Raw genomic sequence first — 15039 nt, 5'->3', positions numbered from 1 at the left:
TTCAATCAACGACACCCCGAATTCAATCAACGACACCCCGAATTCAATAAACGACTGCCCGAATTCAATCAACGATTGCCCGAATTTAATATAGGAACTTAGCAAACTTGCTTTTATTAAACACAAAGCGATCGCTTACATAATTTATTTTTTTGGTAGTCCCGTAATACCAATTCTGTATGAAGATGCGCTTATAGTGCAAGAAAAAAGAACGAACCGCCATCGCGCAGCGTCTCGTTAGAGAAGAGCGCCAAGTACACCAAGAAATAAGAAATTAAGAGATTTGGCGCAGCTTCACAAAGAAATGGTATAAGTCCTAAAAAAGGAAAAAGCAGGCACAAGAGTTTCTTCTCTGCCTCTTTTCACTTATCTCCTATTTAGGACTTACGCAAAACTACAGATTGTAGGGGCAATTCATGAATTGCCCCTACCTGAAAATAAGGGTTTCGGTTATTGTTTGCGTAAGTCCTCCTATTAATAGGGCCACTTCCAGTCCCGAATTTCCGGCATATCGTCGCCGTACTTATCAATGTATTGCTTATGTTCGATCAGCTTATCTTGCAGATGCTGCTTGACATAAGCTGCCTTATATCCTAGTTTTGGTACGCGCTCAATTACGTCCATCACTAAATGGAAGCGATCAAGTTCGTTAAGAACAACCATATCAAAGGGGGTGGTGGTAGTTCCTTCTTCTTTGTAGCCGCGCACATGCATTTGATCGTGGTTAGTATGACGATAGGTTAAGCGATGAATCAACCAGGGATAGCCATGAAAGGCAAAGATGATGTGTTTATCTGTGGTGAAAATCGTGTCAAAGTCTTTTGCGCTCAAACCGTGGGGATGTTCGCTTTTTGGCTGTAGTGTCATTAAATCGACTACGTTCACTACGCGCACCTTTAAATCAGGGAAGTGCTGGCGCAGAATGTCCACAGCCGCTAAGGTTTCTAAGGTGGGAATATCCCCAGCACAAGCCATTACTACATCTGGTTCTCCGCCTTGGTCGTTGCTTGCCCATTCCCAAATGCCGATGCCTTTGGTGCAGTGCTTGATAGCAGCATCCATGTTGAGGTATTGCAATGCTGGTTGCTTTCCAGCAACGATGACATTAACATAGTTGCGGCTTCTCAGGCAGTGGTCAGTTACCGATAGCAAAGTGTTGGCATCGGGGGGCAAATACACGCGAACAATCTCTGCTTTTTTATTAACTACATGGTCAATAAAACCGGGGTCTTGGTGGGAGAAGCCGTTATGGTCTTGCCGCCAAACGTGAGAGGTGAGTAGATAATTGAGGGAAGCAATTGGTTTACGCCAGGGAATATGTCTAGTCGTTTTCAGCCATTTGGCGTGTTGATTGAACATCGAGTCAATGATGTGGATGAACGCCTCGTAACAAGAGAAAAACCCGTGGCGTCCTGTGAGGAGGTAGCCTTCTAACCATCCTTGACAACAAGTTTCACTGAGAATTTCCATCACCCGACCGTCGGGGGAAAGGTGGTCATCTTCTGGGAGGATCTGGGCTACCCAATCTCGGTCTGTGACTTCTAACACAGAGCTTAAGCGATTTGATACTGTTTCGTCTGGGCCGAGGATGCGGAAGTTGCGGCTTTCCTGGTTAAGTTCCATGATATCCCGGAGGAAAGTTCCGGCAACTTGGGTAGCTTCAGCGATCGCTTGCCCTGGTTTGAGAACATCTACGGCATACTTTTGAAAGTCGGGCATCTTCAGGTCGCAAAGCAAAAGACCGCCATTAGCGTGGGGATTGTCACCCATGCGTCGATGACCTTTGGGAGCTAATTCTGCTAGTTCGGGAATCAGCTTACCGTTGCTATCGAAGAGTTCTTCTGGGTTGTAACTCTTCATCCAATCTTCTAGGAGTTTCAGATGTTCTGGCTGTTTGGCTATGTTTCCAAAGGGAACTTGGTGCGATCGCCAAGAACCTTCTGTTTTTTTGCCATCAACTTCCTTTGGCCCTGTCCAACCTTTGGGGGTTTTCATGACAATCATTGGCCACTGAGGACGTTCGGTGAAACCATGTACGCGCGCTTCTCTCTGGATACTTTGAATTTCGGCGAGCGCTATATCTAGAGTCGCCGCCATCTGCTGATGGACATCTGCGGGATCGTCACCTTCAACAAAGTATGGCTTGTAGCCGTAGCCTACAAATAAGCTTTCTAATTCCTCATGGCTGATCCGTGCCAGTACTGTTGGATTAGCAATTTTATATCCATTCAAGTGCAGAATCGGCAGTACAGCCCCATCATGCACAGGGTTCAGAAATTTGTTGGAATGCCAGCTAGTCGCTAAAGCACCTGTTTCAGCTTCGCCGTCACCGACAACAGCAGCAACAATTAAGTCGGGATTATCAAAGGCAGCACCGAAAGCGTGGACGAGGGAGTAACCTAGTTCCCCGCCTTCATGGATTGAACCAGGGGTTTCCGGTGCAACGTGGCTGGGAATACCACCAGGGAAAGAGAATTGTTTGAAGAGTTTCTGGATTCCCTCAGCATCCTGGGAGATGTTGTGATAATACTCCGTGTAAGTGCCTTCTAGGTAGGTGTTGGCTACCAGTCCAGGGCCTCCATGACCGGGGCCAGCAATATATATTGTGTTGAGGTCATATTTTTTGATGACCCGATTCAGGTGAACATAGATAAAGTTCAGTCCTGGTGTTGTTCCCCAATGCCCTAAGAGTCTGGGTTTGATGTGTTCCAGCTTTAGCGGTTCTCTGAGTAGCGGATTGTCGAGTAGATATATCTGCCCAACCGAAAGATAGTTAGCTGCACGCCAGTAAGCGTTTATCTTGTGTAATTCTTCATCTGTTAAAGGCTTTGTTTGTGGAGGACTGGCTAATGTCATTTCGACACTCCATTACAAAATGATTTTCACGGATTCACCAGTAAGTAATTGTACTTGTTTTCCTGATGATGGCCATCTAACCGATGATGAATTTTTCAGTCTATTATATTTGGTGGTTTCAGGCGCTTCGCATAAACCTGATTTACTCCCATATTTGCGTAGGCGTAGCCCATCGTAGACATCGCTGGGTGCTAAACGTGGCTGAAATATCCAAATTACGTATAGTACTGATGTACGATGTGTAAGTCCTAATTATGTAAAAACCCCAAAGACATAATGAAATAGATTGTGTAAAACTGAACAATTGTTTTTGAAATTTTGGAGTATGGGGATGTCAAGCGATCGCCTGGGTGAGGTTGAGGAAATTTTGACCAATTATCGTAAACAAGTGTTCAGTAAAGAATTGACGTTGACAACGACTCCCGATGAAGACAAGGAGCGAATTAAGTTGCAGATTACCAAATTAAAAAAATCGATGCAGCCGTATGAGCAAGAGTACTGGAAGATTCTATCAGAGCAGTCAGAATCTATCGAAATTTCAGAACAAGAGGCACAGGTTGTAGTTATAGAAATTGTGAACCAAGTTCATAAAATTGAGGTAAGCTCATCTACCTATCCTGATGAAGCCCTTATAATCTTGAGAGAAATCCGAGATAAACTGAATCAGCCAGATAAATCAGCAGCAGCAAAGGTCAAAGGAGTAATTTCTTCAATCCCTCCTTTTGTGGGAATTTCTTACGAAGCAGAGCTAGATACAGAAAACTTCTTGCGTAACCATTGTCCAACTTTTATTAGCTTGATTAACAGAGCAATTAAAAAAAAACAGATTCTTTAAATTCTAGTGAACACAACTCCAGTAGTTTAAGCACTCCTTCCAACTCAAATATAGAATTCTCAAATAAATTTAAAGATTTCCTTGATGATACTGGAATAAAGTTTGCACATCGAAATCGTGAAACTATTTCTCTAAATGATTTATTTGTCTTCCCTAATTTAAAAGTTATAAAAGAATCGTTAGAAGGAATTTCATCGAATATTTCAGGTGAAAAGCTACTAGAATATGATAACCGTATCCTTATTTTAGGAGATGAGCAGTCAGGCAGAACTACTCTTGCCAAAAAAATCTGTTTAGATGCTCTTTCCTTTGGATTCTTACCTTTACTGCTTGACGGGGCAAATATAAAAAGTTCTAGGATTGAGGAACAAATTGCAAAGTTAGTTTCAGATACATATCATTTTATATCGGCAGAAGAATTTATTAAGAAATCTAATGTTATTTGTATTGTTGATGATATATCAGCAGTCAAACTTAATCATAAGGGTAAAAGTAAATTTCTAGCAAGTCTTAATTCGATTTTTCCTCGTACTATTCTGTTTGCTGAGGAATCTTTTAGATTTGCCGTACCTGATTTTCCTGAGCTTGATGATTATAAAAAATTAGAAATTCTCCCTTTTGATAATGTCCATCGTGCCAAACTAATTGAGAAATGGGTTGCACTAGACTTAACTGAAGAAACAGACGATCAGCAGATTTGGGCAAAGATAGATGAACTGCGTCTCCATGTAGACTCGCTTGTACGCAAGAATGTAGTTCCAGCAAAACCATTCCACATTTTGACGCTTCTTCAGTCTTTTGAGACAATGACCACGCAGAGACTTGAAATCACTGCTTACGGACACTGTTATCAATATTTGATCTACCAAGCTCTAGAGCGTGTTCATGTAAAACAAAATGAGATTGATACATATCTCAATGTTTTATCAGAACTTGGGGGAGCAATTTTAGAGTCTCCCTCCGAAAGTCTTGATGACTCTGGCTTAGAGGTATTTTTTAAAAAGTACTCAGATAATTTTATAACAACAGTTGATCAAGACAAAGTAATTAGAGATTTGGTCAATTCATTTATTCTGCAACAATCAGAGGCTGGTTTAAAGTTTCGTTACCGTTATCTGTTTTACTTCTTTGCAGCAAAAAAATTGGCAGACTCTCTTCATCAAGGTGAAGAAGCTAAAAAGAGAATAAAACATCTAGTAAATACGATTCATCTTGAGAAGGCATCAAACATAGTTCTGTTTCTTACGTACCATTCCAAAAATACGTGGATTCTTGACGAGATTCTAGTTTCTGTTATGGATATTTTTTCTGATGAGAAAGAAGTAACACTAGAAGCAAGTTCTTTATCTTTTCTTCAAAATTTTGTTCAAGAAATACCTGACCTTGTTTTAGAGAATCGTGACGCAAGGCAAGAACGATTAGAAGATGATAGACAAAAAGATTTTATTGAACAACATGAAGATCAGAATAGCTCTGTAGGTGACGACAAAGACGTAGAAGAATTCATGGTAAAGGTGAACAAAGTATTCAGAGCAATTGAAGTCTGTGGACAAATTTTAAGAAATAGGCTTGGCTCACTAGGGCGAAACTCTCTAGAGTTCATCTATGAAGAATCAGTTTTGGTTTCATTAAGATTTCTTAGCGTCTTTCTAAGATTTTCGGAAAACGTGCGAGAAGAGTCAATCAGAAAAATTAAAAAGATATTAGAAGAAAATCCAAATCTTCCCGACTCAAAAATTATTCAGGAAGTTGAGTCTTTTTACTTAGGGATTAATTACACAGTTATTTTGGCAATGCTTTACAAAATTTCGTTTTCTTTAGGTTCCCCTAAAGGTCGTGACATATATATTAAAGTCACCGAAACCAAAAATAAGCCTACATTCTGCTTGATTCAAGAAATTATTGAATTGCAGTTTGAAAAAAAATTAGATACCGACAAGATTGATAAATTACACTCTGAATTCTCCAAAAATCCTGTTTGCGATCGCTTATTGAAACAGATTATTTTGCGCCATTGTTATATGCACGATATAGGATTTAAGCATCGTCAAAAACTAGCGAATATACTTAATATTCCAATTCAGGTACAGCGTTCAATTTTGATCGCATCAAAGACAACTCAAGATTAGTTTGTTGCTCACACAAAAATGAAATACTGTGAAGCTATGGTCAAGCGAAGTTAGAGGCAGATCGAGGAATGACCTAATTATTGATTTCCAATAACCCAGGCGGTGGCGTGATTTCAATGCGATTAGATGGCAAGTCTACTACTGGTGCGATCGCTTGTACAAATGGAATCAAAACAGTCTTTTGCTTTTTATCAGTAGAAAATGATTCATGCAATTTGACTTCTAACAAATCATTCCCAGCCGGGATAATATCTACCACCGTACCAACGAGTTCGCCAGATACTTGCATGAAGACTTCCAAGCCAATCAAATCAAGGACATGATATTCATCTTCGCCTAATTGGGGGCGATCGCTTACTGGCACCATTAGCTTACAACCGCGCAACGCTTCCGCTTGATCGCAATTTTCCACACCAGCTAATTTGATTACATACAAGTTTTTGTTGCTGATGTAACGTCCTGTCAATAATTCGATTGGTTGCGGTTCTATGTCACCTGAACGCAACAACCAACGTTTTCCCGATCCCTCAAATCTTTCGGGGAAGTCAGATACAGGATAAACCTTTAATTCTCCAGACAATCCTTGAGGGGAAACAATTTTACCAATTTCTAGCCAATTGTCGAGATTGGGGACTGGGGATTGGGGATTGGACTTTTTTGATTTTCCTCTTCCTCCTCTGCTCCTCTGCGCCTCTGCGCCTCTGCTCCCTATCTCTTTGTTAGGTTCTTCGTGTTTCATTTATATTTTCCCTACTAGGCAGTCACAGTCACACCTTTATAAGCTTCTTCAGCCACTTTTGCTAAACGTTGCATAGCAGTGGCTATCTCTTCATCGCTGCCGGTGAGGCTGATGCGGAAGCATTGGTGCTTGTGGGTCCACTCTTCCTCTAAACCGGGGAAGAAGCTACTTCCTGGGACAATAATCACACCTACTTGCTTAACTTGCTGATAAAATTCCCAATCACTTATGGGTAAATCCTGTAACCACAACCAAGCAAAAATTGCTCCTTCACCGCGATGGAGGAACCAAGGCAAATCCTTGGGCATCGCTTGTTCTAAACTGGTTTCTAAAACGGTAAACTTATTTTGGTAAAAGGGACGGATGACAGTGTGAGAAATTTCCACTAAAGCACCAGAATTGATTGCATAAGCTGCGATCGCTTGGCCGTAACGTGAAGAATGGAGACTCATATTTGCTTGGAAACACTCCAGCGCCTCAATCCACTTTTCATCCCCAATAGCAATACCAATCCTTTCTCCTGGTAATCCCGCTTTTGATAAACTCATGCAGTGTAAGATATTATCACCAAACACTGGTGTCATTTCGGTAAAGTTCAATGCTGGGAAGGGAGGCGCATAAGCCGAGTCAATTAACACGGGCAGATTGTAAGGTGCAGCAAGGGCAACAATCTTTTTCACCTCATCATCCGTGAGGACATTGCCAGTGGGATTACAGGGGCGAGAGAAGAGGACACAACCAGTATTTTCTGTAATCGTAAGTTGGCTGAAGTCGGGGCGATATTTAAATCTGTGGGCAGCTGCATCAATATCAAGAGTCGGTTTGTGGGCGATTAAGGCTTTTGGAACTAAGCAGATACCACCGTAACCTGTGTAGTCAGGACTTAGGGGCAAAACGATTTGTTTTAACTCGCCGCTAGGGGTGTAGCCACCGAAGGTATTCGCAGCGTAGAAGTAGAGGGTTTGACTGCCGGGGGTAATGAGGATATTGCGATCGCTTAAGTTTAACCCGTAGCGTTTGTTAAAATCATTTGCGATCGCTTCAACAAATGGTGCATAGCCCTGACTTGATCCGTAGCGGCAAACTACCTCACCATATTCTGGACTAGCCAAAAGCTGTGCAGTACAATCCCGCCATAACTGCTCTACCTCTGGCAAAATCAACGGATTACCAGCACTCAAATTAATAAACTGCTGCCCTGCACCCGCTCGTAATGTCTCGATAATATCCTTCATGATTGCTCTTACGCCAGTCAGGTTGGACATTTGAGCGCCAATTTGAGTTAGGGCAGGGTTCATAAGCTGTGACAAAATGTATTAATTGAGGGGTGGACAAATTATTTGGAGGTTACTGCGGACATCAAGTTTACATCGTTGCCAAAACACCTGTTGCCGCCTTTAACCAATTTAGCTACAGAATGATATTTTAACAAAGTGCTATTTATCGTTATAGCGGCGATCGTGCTTAGTAAATATGATGAAGTGATACAAAAGTGTATCATGCGCCCAATATGTTTAAGTGAAATAATCCCCGTGCTTCAGCATTGAAGAGAACATCAAAAAACTATACAGGAGGGTTGATGTTGCAAGTTAAAGCAGCAGTAGCTTACAGCGCAGGTAAGCCGTTGACAATTGAAACCGTTCAACTATCGGGGCCACAAGCTGGCGAAGTGCTAGTTGAGGTGAAAGCCACCGGAGTTTGCCATACCGACGCCTTTACCCTATCTGGTGACGATCCCGAAGGTTTGTTTCCGGCAATTTTGGGGCATGAAGGCGCTGGTGTGGTAGTGGAGGTAGGCGCTGGTGTCACCAGTCTCAAACCAGGGGATCATGTAATTCCCCTATACACTCCCGAATGCCGCCAGTGCGAATATTGTTTGAGTTTCAAAACGAATCTTTGTCAAGCCATTCGCTTAACTCAAGGACGCGGTGTTATGCCCGATGGCACTAGTCGCTTTAGCATTGATGGGCAAATGATTCATCATTATATGGGTACATCCACTTTTGCTAACTATACGGTGCTGCCAGAAATCGCCCTGGCAAAAATTCGGGAAGACGCGCCATTTGATAAGGTTTGTTACATTGGCTGTGGTGTGACTACTGGTGTTGGTGCAGTCATCAATACTGCCAAGGTGGAACCGGGAGCAAATGTTGTGGTTTTCGGCTTGGGTGGTATTGGTTTAAATGTCATCCAAGCGGCGCGGATGGTAGGGGCAAATATGATTGTCGGGGTGGATATCAATCCCAACAAACGCGCTTTAGCAGAAAAGTTTGGCATGACGCACTTTGTCAATCCCCAGGAAGTAGAGGGTGATTTAGTTCCCTATCTGGTTGATTTAACAAAAGGCGGTGCTGATTACAGTTTTGAATGTATCGGTAATGTCCAAATTATGCGTCAAGCATTAGAATGCTGCCACAAAGGTTGGGGTGTCAGCGTGATTATTGGGGTTGCTGGTGCTGGACAAGAAATCAGCACTCGTCCTTTTCAATTAGTAACTGGGCGCGTTTGGAAAGGTTCAGCATTCGGTGGCGCTAAAGGACGTACAGATGTGCCAAAAATTGTTGATTGGTATATGGAAGGTAAGATAAATATTGATGATCTGATTACCCATGTGATGCCCATTGAGCAAATTAATGATGCTTTTGAGTTGATGCATAAAGGGGAATCAATTCGGAGTGTGATGATTTTTTAATTCGTAATTTGTAATGGGCTACGCCCCGCTACGCTAACGTAATTCGTAATTAAAAAGGCTTTGTAGCTGATGGAATGCCACTAATAAAAGCCTAAATTTTTGTATCGCTTCGTTCCCAGCCTGGAAGCTGGGGATGTATTCAAAATAGGGCTGCTGCCTCTCTCACAAGGGTCGTTTTAAAAGAGGCCTATAGTTAAAGTAACATGAGTGAGGGTTGGGTCGATACTTGTGTTTGCCCTGTCTGTATGTGATGCCGTTTCAAAATTTTTCATTGTTTTGGCATCAAATACAAAGCTAATGCTGAAGAGTATTAAATACCGAACCCACTGTTTGTAAAACCAAGAGACAATAGCCTAAAACATCATGAACTTATCTTCTAGGACACAAGTTGCTTACCTAAAGTTGGATAGAATCATCGCTACCAAACTGATTCTGCCTTCACTTCTGACTGGATTGTTCCTAACCTGTGAAGCTAGTTATGCTTACAGTACATCCTCAATTACTAACAACATTACGAGGAACAATCTTATTGCTCAGAATAGAGGAAGCTGTGAACAATTTTTAGAAGCTCTTGCTATAAGAGAAACAGGACAGCAAACTCCACCTTCTGACATTGAAAATACTTTAGGGTTTATTGGTAAGTACCAATTTGGTGAAACACTACTTATAGAGCTTGAGTACTACCAAGTTGAAAATCCTTACAACGGTGGAGGTAACGGCGTAGATAAGAATTATTGGCGTGGTACTTGGAAAGGTAAAAATGAAATTAATAGTAAGGAAGAATTTCTGCAAAACAAGAATGGTGTACAAGAGACAGCAATTAAAGAGGAATTTAGCTTGAACTCGAATCGAATTAGTCAAATCCTTCAGCAAAATGGACGTTCGATTGAAGAGTTCATTGGACAGGAACTGCAAGGAGCTAAAATTACACAATCTGGTATCCTTGCGGCTGCTCATCTAAGGGGTGAAACCGGAGTTACAAATCTACTGCTCAAGAATGAAGTTTCTAATGATGAATTTGGTACTTCTATTCTTGATTATTTAAAGGAATTTGCAGACTATGACTCATGTATATAGATAGGGTTATTTCATTCTAATTAAATCCTTGATATGCATCCGTGAAAAGCTACGGTTATTTGCTGTTTTTACATGACATAGTGCAGCAAACCTCGATGTTCTGGTCGTGGCTTCAGAGGATGTTTTAAAAGTCCACTAGTTAGTAGCAAAAGGTTTTAGCTCCTCCCAAATCCCCCTTTTTAAGAGGAACTTTGATTCCGGTTCCCCCCTTTTTAAGGGGGGTTAGGGGGGATCAACAAGTGCTTAAAATTACAACAAATCACTTTTAAAACATCCTCTCAGGAGTGCTTAGGACTTACGCAGAATAGATCCCCCAACCCCCGATAAATTGGGGAAAATCTGAAAAGCCCCCAATAAATTGGGGGGTTAGGGGGGATCGAGGTTTCAGGTTTTCACTGCGTAAGTCCTAGTACTGAGTAACTCTTGAGAGAAACGGGGGATTGAAGTAAGGATGAGAAAGTAGCAAAATTCGTTAACCTGATGATACTTCATCAAAGTATCGATCAATTTCTGCCGTAAGTATTTCAAAGTCTACAGGCTTGGTCAAGTGGCATTTAAAACCAGACTTAAGCGCAAGCTCCCTGTCCTCTTGGCCACCGTAGCCGGTGAGCGCAATCAGAATTGAGCGAGTAAATTTGGAGTCTTTACTAAGTTCCTGTGCAACAGCAAATCCATCCATTTCAGGAAGTCCGATGTCACAAATAATCACATGAGGCTCAAACTCTCTTGCAGTTTCTACCCCTGAAATTCCATTGTTAGCAACGGAAACTTCATGCCCGAAGTACTCAAGCACTGCTTTTAATGTTACGGCTGAATCCTCGTTATCTTCGATGACTAAAATCTTCAACGATTTTTTAGCCTCTTCTATAATCTCCAGGTCGTTATGCCAAGCTGTAATCTCTTCGCATACAGGGAGAGTGACTTTGAATTCTGCTCCTAAATTTATCCCTCTACTTGAGGCTTTAACATTACCACCATGAAGTTCGACCAGACTTTTTACTACTGAGAGTCCTAGACCTAACCCGCCCCTCGAACGGTCTAAACTGCGATCAGCTTGGGTAAACGGCTCAAATAGTTCTGGTAAGATTGTCGGATCTATCCCTATGCCTAAGTCTCTTACAGATAAAACCGCTACACTGCCTGAGCCATTTTCACCTGGAATAAATGAGAGATCCACCCAGATCATCCCATCTGGCTTGGAAAACTTTAAGGCGTTATCAAGAAGGTTCCCAAAGACTTGGAAGAAACGGGTTGGGTCAACATAAGCCCACACAGGCATGTTTGGTAGGTCTTGTACTACGTTACGGTTCGATTTCTTTATTGCTTGTGCATGGTCATTGAGACTCTGGCGAACCAATTCCACCAAATTAACCTTCTCCAGGTTTAATGAAATCTTCCCATAAGTAATGGACGATACGTCAAGTAACTCATCGATCAATTTCGAGAGATGCTTAATCTGGTGTTGCATCATTAAAACTGTTTGTCCGACTGCACCAGTCTCGCCTAGCTTCAACTTGAGAAGCTGAACCCCGTTCGAGATGGGAGCAACGGGATTCCTCAACTCGTGAGCTAGCATCGCAATAAATTTGTCTTTCAGGGCATTTTGGTTCGTCAATTTCTGGAAAAGTTGAACGTTTGCGATCGCAACTGCTGTAGTGTCGGTCAAAATCTCAAGCAGTTCTATCTCTTCGGGCGTGGCTAGGTGTGGTGTACTCCAGTAGGCTCCGATCGCACCCAGTGGATCAGAAATCCGTATGGGAACCATCACTAAACTTTTGACAAAAGTTACTTTGTAAGCCTCAATCGGAATTCGAGCATCCTGGTAAATATCTTCAATCACGGCTGCTTGTTTATTGAGCATCGCCCAACCAGAGATGCAAGACTTGAGCGGAAAACGCATACCTTTCCAAAGTGGGCCGATGGCGTTTTCATCGACATAGTGGCAACATTCACCATCCCGCAGTACAAAAGTTACTCCATCAGCATTAGTCAGATCGCGAGCAGCTAAACGCACAATCTCAATAATTTCCTCAATAGTCCGCACAGAAGCCAAATCTTTCACGACCGAAAGCAACCTATTGTAAGACGAAATACTATACGGCTTATGTGAATTCTGTTCTTGAGAGATGGAGGTTTGTAATATATTTTTCATAAACAATTCCGAATAAAAGGGATGTCTGTGCAAAAACTCAGGTAAAGCGGGTAGATTTCAGCAGACACCTACTCTTAATCGTAATCTGAACTTTGATGTTAAGAGTACGACCCGTTACCGCATTTTTGTTTTTTACGTATGCTATAAATATACTTATTTTTGATAAAATTAACCTCGAAAATATACGCAAATAGCTAATTGTGAGAATGAAAGATGTGTAGATGTACCCCGTTTTAGACATTGCTTATGGACATTAATTCCTCAATGCAAACAAATTATTTGGCGATCGACAGATAATACTCAAATCGCTGCCGGAGTTGTTCAACCGTCAAATTTTGAGTCCAGTATTCCACTAAAGCGTGACCAAATGCCCAGGCGTTGCGATCGGGTGAAGCTGAGTTTTCCAGCAATAGCGGCCAGAGGGATAGCAATTCAAAGTTGAGCGGGTTAGGGTTACTTGCATTCAAGAGCGAGAAAAGCTCATATCCCATTTGGAGTTTGCCAATCACTATCGGCAACTGTTCTACGGGAATTTGCTCTGCCAGCATATATGCTAGAGCTGGAGATCCGGTTGAGAGCGTAGAAACAAACTGGAGGACGGGACTTTTGAGCAATGACGTTAGTCCCTGTGTTGTCGCCATTTGGAAGGTGTAATGGTCGATAATTTTGGCCGCAGCGATGGTGCGGGCTTCGAGGTTACGCAAAAAGCGGGCGAGACGGAGTTGCTTGGTAGGTGCGATCGCATCTATTAGTCCCAAGGATATCCGCTCTACTCCCCAAGCGATTCGATTTGTTTTGCTGTCACCTGTAACCACAGGTACAACTAGATTACAGAAGTTTCCCAGCAGTCTTGCACGATACTCAGTAGCTTCTCGAATGGCAATTTCTTTTGAGCGATCGCCCCATTCCCAATCATAAGGCGGTTGCCATTCGCGGATGGGACGCAGACGATCTACTTGAGTGACGATGGCGATCGCAGGTAAATCTGCAACTTCTGCTTTAATATCTTGCAAAAAGTCTACATCCATTTGCAGGGCAGGATCGAGGGCAGGGGTAACTAATAGAAGTAAGTCTGCGTTAATGGCATAATCAAGCACCAGATTTCGGAGATTGGCACGGTTGACTTGTTCATAACCAGGTGTGTCCCAAAGTGTTAGGGTTTCGCCACTTTGAGTCTGCCATTGATAATTTTGAATGCGATCGGTACTAGGTAAAACATCAACGGCTGCGAGATTCGCCTGAAATAGCGTGTTAATCAGGCTACTTTTACCTGACCCCGTGCGCCCTACCAGCAGAATATTCACGGGTTTTTGCTCAACTGCTTCAGCTGGTTGAGCTTGAGTTAGGATTTCTCGGAGGGTTTGAGTTTTTGCCTTGGGTAAAGTGGGTGTGGATACTACGGTTGCTGAAACTGGTAATGTAGTACGTCCGTAAAGAGCGATCGCCTGCCGACATAAGTTTCTCAGGGCAGCTTCCCGAAATAACTGGCTCAAATTCCCCAATAATTGCTGAGTTGCCTGGTTACTAGAACCCTGACTGACTTGTTTTGCCACCGCCGCCACTGGATTTAAAACCCACTGGGCCCAGTTCCAAGCTTTCCAGAATTTCCGAGCCGATGGCTCCAACTTCCGATAGACTTCGTATCCTTGGTACGCTTGCCCAACCGTCACCTGATTCAGGACAGGGGATAACTTTTGTATCCACCGATCCATATCATCCACCGTTCCCCGAATCAGCCCGTAAGCTTGTGGGACGTAAATGTTTAGCAGGGGATATTGTATTTGAGGATTGTAAATATGAGCGATCGCTACAACCAAATCCTGGCATCGCGTCCAAAAAGTTTGCCAATCTTCCCAAATCGGGCGATCGCTTTGTGCTGCTTGCAGAATCTCTTGAAGGGCGGCTTCTGCAAGCTTTGTAACATCACTTCCCACTGGTAGTCCTACTGTATCCTGTGCTGTTGATTCCAGTTCTTCTTGGACTTGGGCTAATACAGCTTCTACTTGGTTAACAGCAGGTTGAGTCCATTTGACTAATAGCCAACGCCAACCAACGAATAAAAGAGTGAATACACCCCAAATCCAATTAATGCCCCACGCATGAATTTGCGAACCGGCGGATACCAGCAAGAAAATGATGATGAAAGCGATCGGGATTGCTAAGACGATCCACTGCCACGGTTTTAATCGCACCATTGCCCTATACCTGCTTTGAAATGTTGGGAAATTCGAGTTTTTGCAAAAATTACTCTTATAAAAAGTCTATCGTTTTTAAATATGCATGAGATTCTGTTAATGATTTTTGATTCAGTGCTAAACCACAGCATGGATTGGGAAAACTCAAAGTAAGTGCATTAGCTTTCGGCGAGCAGTTAAATAGACCGTTAGGTAGTAATAAAGTTATGAATCTCTTAAGACAAAATGATAAATTATGTTTGATGGTTGACCAACTTCGTCTCAGTAAATCATTTCCAATCGATTTGGTGAAAGAGTTGGAACGTGAGTTACGAAGAGTTGTGAAGTGTGAGGATAAAAATGCTACGCTATATGACCTTTTGAC

Annotated in this window: 11 protein-coding genes; 5 read left to right on the top strand and 6 right to left on the bottom strand. The window is 42.4% G+C overall.

Going from position 1 to position 15039, the window contains the following annotated elements:
- Nucleotides 1-474 precede the first annotated feature (474 nt).
- On the bottom strand, nucleotides 475-2856 hold the full coding sequence (locus ACFFAP_RS26165) for a phosphoketolase (protein WP_375513960.1): 2382 nt from the start codon (nucleotides 2854-2856) through the stop codon (nucleotides 475-477).
- A gap of 310 nt (nucleotides 2857-3166) precedes the next feature.
- Here ACFFAP_RS26165 and ACFFAP_RS26160 point away from each other — a divergent pair, with 310 nt between their 5' ends.
- Nucleotides 3167-3691: a hypothetical protein gene (locus ACFFAP_RS26160; protein WP_375513959.1), complete on the top strand. Its 525-nt coding sequence runs from the start codon at nucleotides 3167-3169 to the stop codon at nucleotides 3689-3691.
- A gap of 555 nt (nucleotides 3692-4246) precedes the next feature.
- Here ACFFAP_RS26160 and ACFFAP_RS26155 read toward each other — a convergent pair.
- Nucleotides 4247-4462, bottom strand: coding sequence for a hypothetical protein (locus ACFFAP_RS26155; RefSeq protein WP_375513958.1), 216 nt, complete (start codon nucleotides 4460-4462; stop codon nucleotides 4247-4249).
- 8 nt (nucleotides 4463-4470) lie between these two features.
- Between ACFFAP_RS26155 and ACFFAP_RS26150 the strand changes: the two genes are divergently transcribed.
- Nucleotides 4471-5820, top strand: coding sequence for a hypothetical protein (locus tag ACFFAP_RS26150; protein WP_375513957.1), 1350 nt, complete (start codon nucleotides 4471-4473; stop codon nucleotides 5818-5820).
- A gap of 73 nt (nucleotides 5821-5893) precedes the next feature.
- On the opposite strand, the gene rimM is transcribed toward ACFFAP_RS26150, so the two are convergent.
- Nucleotides 5894-6559, bottom strand: a complete 666-nt coding sequence (rimM, locus tag ACFFAP_RS26145; protein WP_375513956.1) for a ribosome maturation factor RimM — start codon at nucleotides 6557-6559, stop codon at nucleotides 5894-5896.
- A gap of 14 nt (nucleotides 6560-6573) precedes the next feature.
- The gene (locus ACFFAP_RS26140) at nucleotides 6574-7857 is read right to left on the bottom strand and encodes a valine--pyruvate transaminase (protein ID WP_375513955.1); all 1284 of its coding nucleotides are present in this window, start codon (nucleotides 7855-7857) and stop codon (nucleotides 6574-6576) included.
- Between the two features lie 284 nt (nucleotides 7858-8141).
- Between ACFFAP_RS26140 and ACFFAP_RS26135 the strand changes: the two genes are divergently transcribed.
- Both ACFFAP_RS26135 and ACFFAP_RS26130 read left to right on the top strand, forming a co-directional pair.
- Nucleotides 8142-9251, top strand: a complete 1110-nt coding sequence (locus ACFFAP_RS26135; protein ID WP_375513961.1) for an S-(hydroxymethyl)glutathione dehydrogenase/class III alcohol dehydrogenase — start codon at nucleotides 8142-8144, stop codon at nucleotides 9249-9251.
- Nucleotides 9252-9614: 363 nt separating this feature from the next.
- Nucleotides 9615-10328, top strand: a complete 714-nt coding sequence (locus tag ACFFAP_RS26130; protein WP_375513954.1) for a hypothetical protein — start codon at nucleotides 9615-9617, stop codon at nucleotides 10326-10328.
- Between the two features lie 472 nt (nucleotides 10329-10800).
- On the opposite strand, the gene ACFFAP_RS26125 is transcribed toward ACFFAP_RS26130, so the two are convergent.
- Complete coding sequence (locus ACFFAP_RS26125) at nucleotides 10801-12480, bottom strand: ATP-binding protein (RefSeq protein ID WP_375513953.1); 1680 nt, start codon at nucleotides 12478-12480, stop codon at nucleotides 10801-10803.
- 275 nt (nucleotides 12481-12755) lie between these two features.
- Complete coding sequence (locus ACFFAP_RS26120; protein ID WP_375513952.1) at nucleotides 12756-14675, bottom strand: GTPase family protein; 1920 nt, start codon at nucleotides 14673-14675, stop codon at nucleotides 12756-12758.
- A 134-nt stretch (nucleotides 14676-14809) separates the two neighbouring features.
- Between ACFFAP_RS26120 and ACFFAP_RS26115 the strand changes: the two genes are divergently transcribed.
- Nucleotides 14810-15039: hypothetical protein (locus ACFFAP_RS26115; RefSeq protein WP_375513951.1), on the top strand; the 230-nt coding region annotated here is incomplete at its 3' end.

The sequence above is a fragment of the uncultured Nostoc sp. genome (assembly GCF_964245575.1).
GTDB lineage: Bacteria > Cyanobacteriota > Cyanobacteriia > Cyanobacteriales > Nostocaceae > Nostoc.
Note: the sequence above shows the minus strand (reverse complement) of the source record. Positions and strands in the feature narration are given on the sequence as shown.

Coding starts and splice junctions, on each gene's coding strand:
- ACFFAP_RS26165 (WP_375513960.1), bottom strand. CDS start 2,856: ATGACATTAGCCAGTCCTCCACAAACAAAGCCTTTAACAGATGAAGAA.
- ACFFAP_RS26155 (WP_375513958.1), bottom strand. CDS start 4,462: ATGGTTTTGCTGGAACTACATTCTTGCGTACAAGCGAGTCTACATGGA.
- rimM (WP_375513956.1), bottom strand. CDS start 6,559: ATGAAACACGAAGAACCTAACAAAGAGATAGGGAGCAGAGGCGCAGAG.
- ACFFAP_RS26140 (WP_375513955.1), bottom strand. CDS start 7,857: ATGAACCCTGCCCTAACTCAAATTGGCGCTCAAATGTCCAACCTGACT.
- ACFFAP_RS26130 (WP_375513954.1), top strand. CDS start 9,615: ATGAACTTATCTTCTAGGACACAAGTTGCTTACCTAAAGTTGGATAGA.
- ACFFAP_RS26125 (WP_375513953.1), bottom strand. CDS start 12,480: ATGAAAAATATATTACAAACCTCCATCTCTCAAGAACAGAATTCACAT.
- ACFFAP_RS26120 (WP_375513952.1), bottom strand. CDS start 14,675: ATGGTGCGATTAAAACCGTGGCAGTGGATCGTCTTAGCAATCCCGATC.